General features: G+C 74.4%; 10 protein-coding genes. 2 read left to right on the plus strand and 8 right to left on the minus strand.

The features are described 5' to 3' along the window. Position 1 precedes the first annotated feature (1 nt). From ACI782_RS22180 to serA, 7 genes are all read right to left on the minus strand, one after another. Entirely contained in the window at positions 2-889 is an 888-nt protein-coding gene (locus tag ACI782_RS22180) for an NAD(P)-binding domain-containing protein (protein ID WP_456912269.1), read from the minus strand. A gap of 73 nt (positions 890-962) precedes the next feature. Then, a complete protein-coding gene (gene sbnB / locus ACI782_RS22185; protein ID WP_456912270.1) occupies positions 963-2,036 on the minus strand; it encodes a 2,3-diaminopropionate biosynthesis protein SbnB in 1,074 nt (357 codons plus the stop codon). Beyond that, positions 2,033-3,034: a TauD/TfdA family dioxygenase gene (locus ACI782_RS22190; RefSeq protein ID WP_456912272.1), complete on the minus strand. Its 1,002-nt coding sequence runs from the start codon at positions 3,032-3,034 to the stop codon at positions 2,033-2,035. Before ACI782_RS22190 ends, sbnB begins: the two co-directional genes overlap by 4 nt. 56 nt (positions 3,035-3,090) lie before the next feature. Beyond that, positions 3,091-5,649, minus strand: coding sequence for a non-ribosomal peptide synthetase (locus tag ACI782_RS22195; protein WP_456912273.1), 2,559 nt, complete (start codon positions 5,647-5,649; stop codon positions 3,091-3,093). Positions 5,650-5,677: 28 nt separating this feature from the next. After that, positions 5,678-8,527 (minus strand): Pls/PosA family non-ribosomal peptide synthetase, encoded by a 2,850-nt coding sequence (locus tag ACI782_RS22200; RefSeq protein WP_456912274.1) that lies wholly within the window; start codon positions 8,525-8,527, stop codon positions 5,678-5,680. A gap of 94 nt (positions 8,528-8,621) precedes the next feature. Next, the gene (gene sbnA / locus ACI782_RS22205) at positions 8,622-9,656 is read right to left on the minus strand and encodes a 2,3-diaminopropionate biosynthesis protein SbnA (RefSeq protein WP_456912275.1); all 1,035 of its coding nucleotides are present in this window, start codon (positions 9,654-9,656) and stop codon (positions 8,622-8,624) included. A gap of 260 nt (positions 9,657-9,916) precedes the next feature. After that, positions 9,917-11,143 carry a phosphoglycerate dehydrogenase gene (gene serA, locus ACI782_RS22210; protein WP_456912276.1) on the minus strand — a complete coding sequence of 409 codons (1,227 nt, stop codon included), beginning with the start codon at positions 11,141-11,143 and terminating at the stop codon, positions 9,917-9,919. A 392-nt stretch (positions 11,144-11,535) separates the two neighbouring features. Between serA and ACI782_RS22215 the strand changes: the two genes are divergently transcribed. Together ACI782_RS22215 and ACI782_RS22220 are read left to right on the plus strand one after the other, a co-directional pair. Continuing rightward, a complete protein-coding gene (locus ACI782_RS22215; protein ID WP_456912277.1) occupies positions 11,536-11,676 on the plus strand; it encodes a hypothetical protein in 141 nt (46 codons plus the stop codon). 52 nt (positions 11,677-11,728) lie between these two features. Further along, a complete protein-coding gene (locus ACI782_RS22220; RefSeq protein WP_456912278.1) occupies positions 11,729-11,986 on the plus strand; it encodes a hypothetical protein in 258 nt (85 codons plus the stop codon). On the opposite strand, the gene ACI782_RS22225 is transcribed toward ACI782_RS22220, so the two are convergent. Beyond that, positions 11,932-14,652 (minus strand): Hsp70 family protein, encoded by a 2,721-nt coding sequence (locus ACI782_RS22225; RefSeq protein WP_456912279.1) that lies wholly within the window; start codon positions 14,650-14,652, stop codon positions 11,932-11,934. The genes ACI782_RS22220 and ACI782_RS22225 overlap by 55 nt on opposite strands. Between the last annotated feature and the right edge of the window lie 91 nt (positions 14,653-14,743).

Raw genomic sequence — 14,743 nt, forward strand, 5'->3', positions numbered from 1 at the left:
GTCACACGCCCGACGTCACCTGCCGGTTGACCAGGGCCACGAGTTCCGCGGGCGTGCTGCACTGCACGGCCTCCCGGTGCAGGGGGATGCCGCAGCTGCGCTCCAGCTCGGTGATCACGTCCTCGAACTGCACGGATCCCAGCCCCAGGCAGTTGGCGCCGGACCGGGGCTCGACCGCGGCCGCGCTCGGCGCCGGTCGCCGCCCGGGGTCGCGCCGGCGCACGGTGCCCACGACGTCCATCAGCTCGTCGAGGGTCAGGACGCCCGGGGCGACGCCGTCCGCCGCGGGCGCGGTCACCGCCGTCCTCGGGTGGGGCAGCGTGGCGCCGTCGACGGTCGGTCCCTCGGCGGGACGTCCCAGCGCCTCCACCGCGGCCCTCAGCGCGCAGACCGATCCCAGTGGACCGACGTGCACGACGCGCTCCGCGGCCGCCCCGAGCGCCGGGGCCGCCGTCGCGAACCCCTCGCAGCTGCCGCCGACGAACACCGTGGTCGTCGGGCGGCCGGCGTCCCCGGCGAACCACGCCTCCAGGGTGTGCACCCCGAACGCCGCCAGCCGCGCGGCGGCCGAGAGGACGAAGACGGGGCCGGTCGGGGAGGTGACGACGACGACCCCGCCGCCCCGCAGGGTCTCCCCCACTCCCCCGCAGTCGAACAGCACCTCCTCGGCGGCCGCCTCGCCGGGCACGGAGACCAGGACGACGTCGGCCGGTTCGGCCGCGTCCGCCGGGATCCGCGCGGGCCTGGCACCCGTCTCCACCATCGCGGCCACCGTCCAGGCGTCGCGGTCGTGGACGGTGACCTCGAACCCGTCGTCGAGCAGTCGGTGCGCGACGGCGCGACCGGTGGTGCCCAGACCGATGACACCGATGCGGGGAACGATGGACATGTCGCCTCCTCAGGCGTGCATGGGTCGGCGGGGCCGCTGCGGGACCGGACGCCGAAGGGGGATGCCGCGCCGGTCAGCCGTGGCGGCGCAGGTCGGTGAAGAAGTCGTCGACGGTGTGCAGGTGGCCCGAGGCCGCCGTCCGGTCGTAGACGTACTTGCCGACAGCGAGGTCGAGCACCCCGAGGCCGAACGGCGAGAAGACGACCGGCCGGTCGGTCGGGACGACGACGCGGCCGGTGAGGACGTCGTCGAGGGTGCCGGTGAGGAAGTCCCGGTTGCCGGTGAGCTGCTCGGCCAGGTGCGGCGACGTGTCGGCCTTCAGGCAGTGCTCGACGTCGTCGACGACGTTGGCCGAGGTGAGCAGGATCTCCGGGTCGAGGTCGCGCAGCGAGACGTGCAGGACCAGCGGGTCGTGGTCGAACCAGGAGCGGTCGTGGACGTGTGGGGTGCCGGCGACGGTGGCGAAGACGACCAGGTCGCTGGAGCGGATCAGGTCCTCGGCGCGGTCGTGGACCGTGATCGGTGCGGCCGTCCCGGTCCGCTCGAGGTAGCTGCGGAAGCCGGCGGCGCTGGCGGGGACCGTGTCGTGGACGCCGATCTCGTCGAAGGTCCAGCCGGTGCCGGCCAGGAAGGCGTGGATGTAGCGGGCGATGAGCCCCACGCCGAAGAAGCCGATCCGGGTGGGCCGGGGCCGGCCCTGCGAGAGCCGGTCCGCGGCGAGCGCGGCCGAGGCGGCCGTGCGGGTGGCGTTGATGATCGAGGCCTCCATGCAGGCGAACGGGTAGCCGGTGGCGGAGTCGTTGAGGATCAGCACCGCCGAGGCGCGGGGGATCCCGGCCGCGACGTTGTCCGGGAAGCTGGAGACCCACTTCAGGCCGTCCACCCGCTCGTCCCCGCCGAGCGAGGCCGGCAGCGCGATGATCCGCGACGACGGCCGGTCGGGGAAGCGCAGGAAGTACGACGGCGGGTTCACCGTGTCCCCGGCGCCGTGCAGCCGGTAGGTGGCCTCGACCAGCTCGACGATCTCCTTCTCGCGTCCGCGCAGCGCCTCCTGCACCTGCGCTCCGGTCACGACGGCGAACGTCGGCACGGCGGTCGGCTGGGGCACGGCGGTCTCCCTGGGGTCGGATCCGACGGCGGCGGTCACCGGGCCACCTCGACGGTCGGCGAGCAGTCGGTCAGGCGCACCGGGTCGGCCATGCCGACGAGGACCTCGCGCGGGCCCTCGAAGGGCTCCCGGGCGTGTGCGGTGCGGATGTTGTCCACGAGCAGCAGGTCGCCGGCCTGCCAGGGCTCGCGCACGGTGTGGGCCTCGTACACCTCGTTGATCTGCGCGACGACGTCCGCGCCGATCGGCTCGCCGTTCCCGAAGCGGGTGGTGAAGGGCAGGCCGTCCTCGCCGTAGACGTCGACGAGGTACTCGCGGATCTCGGGCGCCAGGGTCCACTCGTTGAGGAAGGCGACCTGGTTGAACCAGCAGCGCCGGCCCGTGACGGGGTGCCGGACCACGGCGCTGCGCCGCTGCCGGGTGCGCAGCCCGCCGTCGGGCTGCCACTGGAACTCGATCGCGGCGGCCCGGCAGTACCCCTCGACGGCGCCGCGGTCGTCGGTGCCGAACGCCTCGGCGTAGGAGGCGCCGATCTCGTCGTTGTAGGTGCGGGTCAGCAGCCAGCCCTGCCGCTCGAACCGGTCGACGAGCTCGGTCGGGAGCGCGTCGAGGACGGCCGCGGCGTCGGCCAGCGGCGTCGCCCCGCCCGCCGTCGGCGCGACCAGGCAGGCGAACAGCAGCAGGCCGGGGAACTCGACGGCGTAGCTGAGCTCGGAGTGCATGCACATCTGCTGGTTGGCCGGCCAGGCGGTCGCGGAGTACAGGCCCTCGCCGTAGGGCCGGCGCGGCGTGAAGGACTCCCGCTCGGTCACGAGGCCGTCCGTGAGCCGGCCGAGGACGGCGCCGACCTCGATGGGGCCGTGCAGCCCGAGACCGCGGACCATCACCGCACCGTGCTCGGCGACGACCGCGCGCAGCGCGTCCCGGTGCTCGGTCGCCCACCCCGCCGCGTCGCCGGCGGCCGCCACGCGCAGGACCGGAGGCCGGCCGGGCTGCAGGTCCACGTCGGGCAGTGCGGATGAGACGTACGACGACACGTGCGGGTCCTCTCGATCGGGGTGGGCGGTGGGGGTGGGACGACGCGGGCCGGCGGTCACCGGGAGCCCGCCGCTGCGGTGCGGCACGTCGCGGCCCCGGCGGGATCCGGTCCCGGGAGCGTCGCGGGGAGTCCGCGTCGCCCGTCGGACCTGCCGTCGAGGAGGGCGGCGAGGTCGGCGAGGACGGGGTGGGCCATGAGCTCGGGCAGGGTGACGGCGCGGTCGAGGGCGATGGCGAGCTTGACCGCCGACAGCGAGGTGCCGCCGCGGTCGAAGAAGGAGTCCCCTCGGCCGATCTGCTCCTCGCCGATGCCGAGCACCCGGGCCCAGGCGGCGGCCACCCGCTGCTCGGTCGGCGTGCTCGGCGGAACGCGGCTGCCCTCGACCGCCCCGAGCTCCGTGGCGAGGGCCGTCAGGGTCTTCCGGTCGACCTTGCCGTTCGGGGTCAACGGCAGCGCCTCCTGCCAGTGGACGGCCGACGGGACCATGTACTCGGGCAGGGCGCCGGTCAGCCGCTCCCGCAGGGCGTCGTCCTCGAGCGCCCGCGGACCGCAGTAGAAGGCCACCAGGCGCGGCGTCCGGTCGGCGCCCTCGGCGACGACCGCGGCACCGTCGCGGATCCCGGGCACCCGCAGGAGTGCGCTCTCGACCTCGCCGATCTCGATGCGGAAGCCGCGGATCTTCACCTGGTTGTCGCGGCGGCCGAGAAAGTCCAGCGTGCCGTCGGGCAGCCAGCGGCCGTGGTCGCCGGTCCGGCAGATCCGCCGGCCGGGCCGGTTGGGGTCGGGGCGGAACACCTCGGCGGTGCGCTCGGGGTCGTTGACGTACCCGCGCCCCACGCAGATCCCCGAGAAGACGATCAGACCCGGGGCACCCAGCGGCACCGGCACGCCGTTCGCGTCGACCACGTCGACGGAGGTGTTGAGGACGGGCCGTCCGAGCGGGACGCGGTCCCCGGCGGGCGGCCGGTCCATGACCAGGTGGACGGCGTCGTCCGAGGTCTCGGTCAGCCCGTAGGTGTTCACCATCGGGATGCCGGGCTGCACGGCGAACCAGCGCTCGACCAGTTCCTTCTTCAGCAGGTCGCCGGTCGGGCAGACGGTGTGCAGGTCGGGCAGGGCGCGCGGGTGCTGCTCCAGGTAGCTCACCACGACGTCGAGGTAGGACGGCACCACCTGCAGCACCGCGGCGCGCTGCTCGACGAGGGTGTCGACGAGCCGCTCGACGTCGAGGACGACCTCCTGCGGGACCACCAGCGTCCGCCCGCCGAGCACCAGCCCGGCGACCATCTGCCAGATCGAGATGTCGAAGCACTGCGGCCCGGTCTGGGGCACCACCGCGCCCTCGGCGAGGCCCAGGTCGGCGATCTTGGCGTACAGGTGGTTGATCAGCCCGGCGTGCTCGCACAGCACCCCCTTGGGCTCACCGGTGGAGCCGGAGGTGAACAGCACGTACGCCAGCTGGTCCATCGCCACCGGGACGCCGAGGTCGTCGTCGGCGTGCCCCTCCGCCCACGCGGCGGCGACCGGCAACCGCTCGACGTCGGGCAGCGTCTCCAGGGCCTGGTCCAGCGTGGTGCTGCTCCGGTCCTCGGTGAGCACGACCCGGCACTCCGCGCGGGCGAGCGCGGTGCCGATCCGGCCCGCCGGGAAGTGCGGCTCGAGCGGCAGGTAGGTCCCGCCGGCCTTGTAGACGGCCAGGACGGCGGCGACCCACTCGAGGTCGCGCTCCAGCACGACCGCGACCACCTCCTCGGGACGCAGGCCGCGCGCCAGGAGGGCCCGGCCGAGCCGGTTGGCCCGCGCGTTGAGCTCGCGGTAGGTCCACTCCCGGTCGCCGCACACCACGGCGACGGCGCCCGGGTGGGCCGCGACCCGCTCCTCGAAGAGCTCGTGCACCGGCCGGTCGGGCAGGTCCCGGTGGGGACCGCCGAGGCCCTCGAGCTGAAGGGTCAGTTCCTCGGCGGAGAGCAGGCTCTGCCGCCGGTGCTCCGCGTCGGGGTCGGCGGCCATCAGTTCGAGCGCGGTGAGGTGGTAGCCCGCGATCCGGGCGGCCGCGCCGGCGTCGAGCGCGTCGGTCCGGTACCGCAGCCGCAGCAGCGGCCGGCTGCCGTCCCCGGCCATCGCCACCTCCAGCACCGTCGTGCGGGCCAGCTCCCCCGCGGCGCCGATCGGGTCGACCACGGTCTCGAACGACGGCTCCGGCAGGGACAGGTCACGCCTGAGGTCGTCGACCGGGAAGCTCCGGTGCGCCTGCAGGTCGGCCTCGGCGCCGTGGGCGGCTGCCAGCACCGCCCGCCACGTGGCCGGCTCGGTGGTGAGCCGACAGGGCAGCGGCCGCCCGCCGGCCTCGGCGACGTAGCCGGTGACGACCTCGCGCTCGCCGGCCAGGGCGGCCAGCACGACGGCGTGCGCGGCCAGCAGCACCGAGGCGAGCGGGGCCTCGAGCTCCTCGGCCAGCCGGTGCAGGGCCGCCGCGCAGCCCTCCGGGATCGGAGCCTCGTGCTCGGCGACGCCCGGTGCCGGGGCGAGTGTCCACCGCGGGACGGCGGTGGAGCCGCCGGCGGAGAGCACGCCGCGCCAGAAGTCCCGGCCGGTGTCCATCAGCTGGTCCATGGGGGTGGTTCCTCCACTCATTCCGTGATCACCTGGTGCCGGCGAGGGCGGCGGAGTCGGCAGCGGGCCGGGGGGCCGGCAGCTGCGGGGGCGTCGCGGGCGTCAGGGCCTCGGGCATCTCCCGCGCGGGGTTGCCGCCCCAGCGCTCGCCGTCCGGCACCTCCTCGCCCTTCATCAGGAAGGAGTCGGCGGCGAGGACCACGTCGTCGCCCGCGGTCACGCCGTAGTGGACGAAGGCGGCGACGCCGAGGGTGCAGCCGGAGCCGATCGAGACCCGGTCGGACTTGAAGGCGTAGTCCTCCTGGGAGTGGCACTGGACGACCGATCCGGCGTTGAGGGTGACGTCGTCCCCGATGGTCACGAGGGTCTTCTCGGCCATGGACACCCCGTCGTCGAACAGCCGCTTGCCCAGCCGGACGCCCACGATCCGCCAGAGCACCGAGGCGAACGGGGTGCCCACGGCCATCCGGTGCACGGCCACCCGGGCACAGAACTTGAAGAAGCGCTCGGACCGCCAGAAGTCCCTCGTGTAGATCGAGCAGTGCATCGGCGGCAGGCCCCGGAACCGTGTCGCGGCGCCCTCGAGCAGGCAGAAGTAGACGAGGCTGAAGAGCAGGACGACCGGGGTGGCCAGCGCGATCGCCCACACCCCGAGCTCGTCCAGGAAGTCCAGCACGGTCATGGCGAGCAGGGCGAGGACGAAGACGTAGAACCACTTCGCCGTCAGGTACAGCCCGATGGTGCGCAGGTTGAACCGGTTCTTCGCGGCCAGCCGGCGGGGGAACTGCTCGTCGTGCGCCATCTGGATGAACTGGCTGTCGCGCTCCACCGTGCGCGGGATCTCGAAGGCGGGCGACCCCAGCAGCCCGACGTTCTCCCGGACCTCCCCGTCGATCGGGACCAGGACCTTGGTGGCGAGCAGGACGTTGTCACCGGTCCGGCCGTCCGGGGGGTAGACGATGTCGTTGCCGAGGAAGCTGTCGGCCCCCAGGGAGGTACGGGACAGGCGGAAGGACGTGCTCGAGTAGGTGGCGTGGAGGAACGAGATCCCGCTGGCGACGACCGTCCCCCGGCCGACGGAGGTCAGGGTGGGGGCCTCGTGCTTCACCTCGTTGCCGAAGTTCGACCCGGTCTGGACCACCGGCCGACCGAGCCGGTACCCGATGCTGCGCAGGTAGCCGACGACGTAGGAGCTGTCGCCGGTGAGCACGGCGAAGAACTTGCTGTTGGCGAAGTGCAGGACCGCCCGGTGGATCGAGTAGCGCAGGCCGTACAGGGGGTAGACCACGTCGGGCTTCACGGCGCGGCCGAGGACCTGGGCGACGGCCGCGACGAACAGGTAGCGGACGACGATGCCGCCGAAGAACAGCACCAGGGACAGGACGAGCGCGAACTGGTAGAACGCCACCGACGTCAGGGCCGCCGGGCCCGGCTCCAGCAGCGCGGCCAGCCTCGGCTGCGAGGTCAGGACCGCGACCACGCCGCCGAACGCCAGCGGCAGGTACACGAGCAGCGTGGTGAGGAGCTGCCCGGTGCCGTAGGCGGCCCGTCGCACGGTGCTGCAGGAGGCCGGTTCGATCCGCTGGTAGTCCGAGCTCGTCGGCTGCGCCGGTGACCCGTGCCAGCGCTCCCCCGCCGGGACCGCCTGTCCGGCGTGCAGCGAGGAGGCATGGCCGAGCTGGGCGCCGTCGCCGATCGAGGTGCCGATGTCGAGCACGGACTTGTCGCCGACGAACGCGTTGGCCCCGATGGTGACCGGGCCGGTCTGGATCCAGCCGGAGTGCGCGCGGTACCCGTTGAGGTAGGCCTCCTTGCGGACGACCGTGCCCGCGCCGATGGTGATCAGGTCGGTGCACACGGGCGCGTGCTTGGTGAAGACCACCGCGCCGCGGCCGACCCTCGCGCCCAGCGCCCGCAGGTAGAGGTTGTAGACCGGCGAGCCGGCGAACAGCACCAGCGGGTTGGACATGACCAAGGTCTTCACCAGCCAGAAGCGGACGTAGCCCAGGGTCCAGATCGGGATCTGCTGCGGCTTCCACCGGCCGACGAGCAGCCACTTCAGCAGGATCGGCAGGCTGACCGCGACCAGGAACGTCGTGCCACCGGCCACCACCGCCCGCAGGTAGTCATCCACCAGGGAACCGCCGGCGGAGATCCACTCGAAGCTCCACACGAAGACGGCGCCGGTGAGGTAGCAGTACGCCGAGAAGAGCAGGAGCTGCAGCGCCCCGGTCAGCACGTACTGCCCGGTGGTGGCCCGGTGTGCCACGGTCGGTGCAGCGGCCCGCGCGGCGGCCGGGGTCTCGACAGCGGCGGGCACCGCGGGGGCGGGCACGTCGGTCGCGAGCGCCGCCGCCAGGTCGCGGACCGTCGGGTGCGCGTAGACGTCCTTGATCGAGACCGAGGGCAGGTCAGGCCGCTTGCGCACGCGAGCGCAGAACCGCGCCATCACCATGGAGTCCGCACCCAGGTCGTCGAAGAAGTGGGCCTCGACCGGCACGGCCTCGGCCTCGAGGACCCCGGCGAGCACCTCGGCGAACGCGGCCTCGGCCCCGGCGGGAGCGGGCTCGGCTCCGCCGCTGGGCGACACCGCCGCCGCCAGGGCCGCGATGGTCGGGTACTGGTAGACGTCCTTGATCGAGACCGTCGGCAGGTCCGCCCGCTTGCGCACCCGGGCGCAGAACCGGGCCATGACCATCGAGTCCGCACCCAGGTCCTGGAAGAAGTCGCTGTCCGCGGGCACCTGCTCGACGCCCACCAGGTCGGCCAGCACCCCGGACAGGGCGGCCTGGGTGTCCCCGGTCGGGGAGGCGTGCTCGTCCTGCACGGCCGGGTCCGCTGCGGGGGCCGCCGTCTGGACCGTGATCGGGTTCGCCACGTCGTGAACTCCCAGCGTCGTCGGAGGAGAGGTCCGGGCGTGTGCCCGGGCGTGGGAAGTCGCCTGTGCTGTCGCGGTCACCGGTGCTGCCGCCTCACCGCAGGGCGGACAGGACCGACGAGGACTCCGGGGACCGCGGCTCCGGCACGACCGGCTCCGGCTCGGCCCCGTCGTCGGCACGGAGCGCGTCCTCGCCGAAGAGGTCCTGGACCCAGTTGGGCTGGTAGATGGTGTCGAGGTAGCGCTCGCCGAGGTCGGGGGAGATGGTGACCGCCGTGAGCCCCTCCGCGTCGTGGCGGGCCAGCCAGTCCACGGCGCCGCTGACCACGGTCCCGGTGGAGCCGCCGAAGAGGAAGCCGCGCCGGGCCAGCCGGTGGCAGGTGCGGATGGTGTCGGCCTCCTCCACCCAGGTGACCTCGTCGACGTAGGCGTCGTCGAGCATCGGGGGGCGGATCGCCATGCCGAGGCCGGGGATGACCCGGGTGGCGGGGGGAGCACCGAAGGACACCGAGCCCACGGCGTCGACGGCGACGATGCGGACGGGGCGGTGCCACTCGCGGAACCAGCGGGCGCAGCCCATCAGGGTGCCGGTCGTGCCCGCCCCGACGAACAGCACGTCCAGGTCGGGGAACTGGCGGGCGATCGCCGGCGCCGTCGTCCGGTAGTGCGCGCCCCAGTTGCCCGGGTTGCGGTACTGGTCGAGCCACACGTACCGGTCGTCCGCGGCGCACAGCGCCTGCACGTGGTCGATCCGCGCCTTGAGGAAGCCACCGGCCGGGTCCGGCTCGGTGATCACGTACACCTCGGCGCCCAGGGCCTCCATCAGCTGCCGGGTGGCCAGGTTGCACCGGGGGTCGGTCACGCACCGGAACCCGTAGCCCTTGCTGGCGGCGATCATGCTCAGGGCCACGCCCAGGTTGCCGGACGAGGACTCCACCAGGATCGACCCGGGCCGCAGCTGCCCGCGGCGCTCGGCGATCTCGACCATCCGCGTGGCGGCCTTCAGCTTGACCGAGCCGGCGAAGTTGAGGCCCTCGCACTTGAGGAAGAGGGACTGCCCGAAGACCGGGCGGAGGTCGACGTACAGGTCCTCTTCGTTGAATTCCTGCGGAGCGGAGATGATGGGCACGTCGGTCCCCCTGTCGGGCGGGATTCGGGTTCTCGGGAGGGGTGCGATCTCCTCGCGAGAAGCCTGCGGCGCGGCGCGTCGGCGATCGATCGGGCTTCCCCCAGAACCGGCGGTCCGGTCCCGAGTCCCGGGTGGGGGTGGACCCCACCCCGGAACCCCACCGTCGGCGGCGGGTGCCCGCGCGGGCGGCCGGGAACGGGCGCGCGGACGGCCCGGCGCCCCGCTCCGGGGAGCGGGACACCGGGCGGCGCGATCTCGGCTCAGGCGGGCAGCACGTCGAGCCGGATGGTCTCCGGCAGGCCGCGCAACCGGTCGAGGACGGCCGGGCCGAGCGTGCCGTCCACGTCGGTGACCACGTAGCCCACCGGCCCGGAGGTGGCTAGCACCTGCTGCGCCACGTTCAGACCCGCGTCGGCCAGCACGCTGCCGAGGTGGCCGAGCGCCCCCGGCTGGTTGCGGTGCAGCAGCACCAGGCGGGTCCGCGTGCCCGGGTCGGGGGGCTGCAGTTCCGGCAGGTTGACGCTCAGCGCCGTGTTGCCGCGCTGCAGGAAGCCGAGCAGCTTGGCCGCGACGAAGTCCCCGATGTCCTCCTGCGCCTCCTCGGTGGATCCGCCGATGTGCGGCGTGAGGATCACGTTGGGCAGCCCGCGCAGGTCGGACTCGAAGGGCTCCCCCGCGGCCGACGGCTCCAGCGGGAAGACGTCCACGGCGGCACCGGCCAGGTGGCCGCTGTCGATGTTCCGGCGCAGCGCCTGCTGGTCGACGACGAAGCCGCGGGAGAGGTTGAGGAAGATCGCCCCGGGCAGCATCGCCGCGAACTGCTCCTCGCCGAACAGGCCGCTGTTGCCCGGCCGGCCGTCGACGTGCAGCGTCACCACGTCCGAGCAGCGGAGCAGCTCGTCCAGCGTGGCGCACCGGCGCGCGTTGCCCAGGGCGAGGCAGTCGGCCGTGTCGTAGAAGGACACCCGCATGCCGAGCGCCTCGGCGAGCACCGACAGCTGGCTGCCGATCTTGCCGTACCCGACGATGCCCAGACGCCGGCCGCGCACCTCGTGGCTGCCCTTGGCCGACTTGCGCCACAGCCCGGTGTGCATGGCGTCGTCGTGGACGGTCAGCCGGCGGGTGAGCGCGATGATCTCGGCCAGTGCCAGCTCGACCACGCTGCGGGTGTTGGAGAACGGCGCGTTGAACACCGCCACCCCGCGCTCGCGGGCCGCCGCCAGGTCGATCTGGTTGGTGCCGATGCAGAACGCCCCGATCGCCCGCAGGTCCGGGGCCTGCGCCAGGACGTCGGCGGTCACGGACGTACCCGACCGCAGGCCCAGCACCTGGACGCCGTCGAGCCGCGAGACGAGTTCCTGCTCGTCCAGCGCCCGGTCGACCTGGTCGACGTCGAAGCCGGCCGCGGTCAGCAGGTCGGCGGCGGTCGGGTGGATGCCCTCGACCAGCAGGGCGCGCGGCGGGCCGGGGGACGGCGGTGCGGTCATGCGGGATCTCCCTCGATCACGGACCACGACTCCTCCGGCCGGCGACGGCAGGACGACGGCAGGGGTGCCGCCGCGCGGGGAACGCCGCGCGGCGCGCGTTCCCCGGGAGGGCGTGGTGTCGGTTCGCACTGGCAGGGAGAAACGCTGTCGCCGACGGTCCCGCCGGGCCATCGAGCAGACCCCAGGACCGGCAGGTCCCGCCCCCCGCCTCCGGGTGGGGCGGGCCCCCGTGCGGACCCGCCCCGGGCGCCGGTGCGGCCCCCCGGGCGGAATCGGGGGGCGGCGCGGCGAACCGGGGGGTTGACGCGATGTCCCCGGCGCGGCCGCCCGACCAGTCTCGACAGGCAGCAGGACAACGCCGAACCCCCCGCCTCGCCCCCGAGGAGCCAGCGATGACCACCCCCCGGTGCTTCCGCCACAGCCGTTGGATCGCCTCCTGCCCCGACTGCACCGCCTGGCACCTCACCCGCCTGCACCACCACCGGGCCGGCGCCCCGGCCGCGCAGCACCCGAGCCCGGCCACCGCCGCCTGACCCCCGCCGCCTCCCGCACCCGCCCGCCCGGACACCGACCCTGGAGATCCCGATGCTCGCCCCCGCGCACACCCTCGTGGACGAACTCACCGCCGACCTCGCCCAGGCTCGGGCGGACCTCGTCGCCGCCCGCCGCGCCCAGCAGGCGAAGGACACCCCTGCGCACCGCGCCGCCGTCGCCCGTTCCCGCGACCGCCTGGACGCGCTGCTGGACCTGCACCTGGAGCTGTCCGACCCCCGGTGCTGGGACGCCGATCAGCCGCCGACGTTCAGCACCGTCAGCGTCCCGGCGTCCTCGTCGCTGACGTAGGCGGTCTCCCCGTCGGGCAGGACCGTCATCGACGTCGGCGACGCCCCGGTCGGGACCGTCGCGGTGACCGCGAAGGTCTCGACGTCGATGACCGAGACGGAGTTGTCGGAGTTGTTGACCGTGTAGGCGAACCGGCCGTCCGCGGACCAGGTGAAGTACTGCGGGTGCTGACCGACCGGGACGGTCGCCACCACCGTGTCGGTGGTCGTGTCGATGAAGGTCACCGAGGCCGAGTCGTAGTTGACGTTGCCGACCAGCGGCCGGGTGGGGTGCACCGCCAGGCTGTGCGGGCTGGTGCCGACCGGCACGGTCGCGACCACCTCGTTGCTCGCGACGTCCACGGCCGACACCAGGTTCGACTCGTGGTTGGCCACGTAGGCGCGCGCGCCGTCGCGCGTGAACGACACCCAGTGCGGGTTGGGCGGCACGGTGATGTAGTACAGCTCGGCGTCCGTGTCCGGGTCGATCACCGCGATGTTGCCGGTGTCGTGGTTGGGGACGTAGACCCGGTCCCCGTCCGGCGGAACGGCGGGGACGAACGGCCGGCTGGCCATCGGGATCGTGTCGACGACGGCGTTGCGCGTCGCGTCCACGACGCACAGCACGGCGATGGTGCGCTCGTCGTTCCACACGCTGACGTAGATCCGGCGGCCGTCGGGAGAGAAGGCCAGGTACTGCGGAGGGCCGGCGGGGACGTCGATCGTCGCGGTCACCTGGTCCACCGCCGTGTCGACGACCGTGATGACCCCGGCCTCGCCGTTGGCCACGTACAGCTGGTTGCCGTTGGGGGTGGCGGCGACGAAGTTCGGCGTCGGCCCGACCGGTACGGGCGTGCCCAGTGACGGGATCGGCACCGCGGGGGCGGGCGCCTGGGCGGAGGGCGGAGCCGGCTCGGGTGACGTCGACCCGGCCGAGGTCTGCGCGGTGGGACCCGCTCCCCCGTCGGACGCGCCGTCGGGGCGGGTCAGGACGACGACCAGCACGACGACCAGGACGACGGCCAGCGCCGTGCACAGGAGAGCGACCACCGTCCCCCGGCGGAGCTCGCGCCACCGTCGTCCACGGCCCGGTCCCGGCGGGGGCCGCTCCTCGCCCTGCGCAGGGGGTCCCGGCGGCGGCACGGGCGGTTCGCCGCCCCAGCCGTCCGCCGGGGGCAGTGCTCCGGGCGGCGCTCCGCCCGGGAACGGGCCCGTCGGGGGCGGGGCTCCGTCCACGCGCTCGCCGCCCCCGCCGGCGGACCGGTCGTCCGGGAGCGCGCCCGGTGCGACGAGCGGCGCCGCGCCCCCCGGTGCGGGGGCCTCCACCGCCCCGGCGGCCGGCCGCGCGGCGTCGGCCGAGGCGCCGGCGACCGTCGCCGCGACGTTCGCCGCCTCCCGGAGCGCCGGCCGTCCGTTCCCGGCGGGGAAGGGGTCGGCCTGGGGCGCCGGTCCGGACGCCGTGCGCCCACGCTCCCCGGCGTCCGCCTCGGCGGAGGACCGCTGGGTCGGCAGTCCGGCGCCGGCCGGTGCCCGGTCCGCGACCCGCACCGTCTCCCCGGCCGCGGGCCCCGACCGGGCGTCCCTGCTCGGCGAGGGGCCCGCGCCCTGGACCGGGCCGGGCGGCTGTCCGGACGACGACGCCACGGTGGCCGCCCCGAGGGCGACCGGGTGCTTGGGGTGGGCGTCGACGATCGTCGGGCAACCCAGCTGCTCGGCGACCGTCTGCGCCACGAACGGGATCTGCGCGGAGCCGCCGACCAGCAGGACCGCCGACAGCCGGCTCGGCGCGACGTCCGCCGACCGCAGCGCCCGGTGGAGCGTGCCGATCGTGGACTCCACCTGGGCCCGGATCAGGCCCTCGAACTGGCCGCGGGTGAGCGCGACGTCCATGTGCCGGCCCGGGATGAACAGCGGGATGACGGTCTCGGTGTCGAGGGACAGGGCCTCCTTGGCCAGGATGCAGTCCTGCCGCAGCCGGGCCAGCGCGACGACGGTCCGGGCGTCCCCCAGGTCGAGCTCGGCGAGGGCGCCGCCCGCGGCGTGGTTGACGAAGGTCAGGACCGACTCGTCGAGGTCGGTCCCGCCGAGCCGTTCGATCCCCTCCGGGGTGCCCAGCACCTCGATGCCGGTCTCGGTGCGGCCGACGACGGTCGCGTCGAACGTGCCGCCGCCGAAGTCGTAGACGGCGATGACCTCGCCCACGTCCATCTCGCGGGTCGCCGCGTAGTGGGCGGCGGCGGCCTCGGGCTCGGTGACCATCCGCCACTGCTCCACCCCGGCCGCGCGGGGCACCTCCTCGAACAGCTCCCGCCGGTAGGGCCCCCAGGTGGCGGGGTGGGTGAGCACCACCGCGTCGGGAGGTCCACCCTGCTCGGCGTCGACCTTCGTCAGCACGTCCCGGAGCAGCACGCCGAGCAGGTCGGTCACCGGGTAGGCCGACCCGCCGAGCACGACGGGGGTCGGGTCCCCCAGCCGACGCTTGATCTCCGACGCCACCCGGTCCGGGTTGCTCACGGCCCGCCGCGCGGCGGCGTCACCGGTGACGAGCCGCCCGTCGTCCCGGACGTAGACGGTCGAGGGGATCACCACGGAGCGGTCCCCGAGCGGCACCATGTCCACCCGGCCCCCGCGGGCGACCGCGGCCGCGACACAGGTCGTCCCGAGATCGACCCCGAGGCAGTAGTCCACGGCGCCCCCTGGGACCGCAGTTCGCTGCGTCTCCGCTGACGATCGAGCAGCCTAGTGACGGCGGGCGTGATCAGGGGCGGAATCGCCCTCC

This window comes from Geodermatophilus sp. SYSU D00703 (assembly GCF_054050155.1).

What these genes read in the sequence shown, in the direction of transcription:
- ACI782_RS22180 (WP_456912269.1), bottom strand. Translation starts at nt 889, where the DNA reads ATGTCCATCGTTCCCCGCATCGGTGTCATCGGTCTGGGCACCACCGGT.
- ACI782_RS22195 (WP_456912273.1), bottom strand. Translation starts at nt 5,649, where the DNA reads ATGGACCAGCTGATGGACACCGGCCGGGACTTCTGGCGCGGCGTGCTC.
- serA (WP_456912276.1), bottom strand. Translation starts at nt 11,143, where the DNA reads ATGACCGCACCGCCGTCCCCCGGCCCGCCGCGCGCCCTGCTGGTCGAG.
- ACI782_RS22215 (WP_456912277.1), top strand. Translation starts at nt 11,536, where the DNA reads ATGACCACCCCCCGGTGCTTCCGCCACAGCCGTTGGATCGCCTCCTGC.
- ACI782_RS22220 (WP_456912278.1), top strand. Translation starts at nt 11,729, where the DNA reads ATGCTCGCCCCCGCGCACACCCTCGTGGACGAACTCACCGCCGACCTC.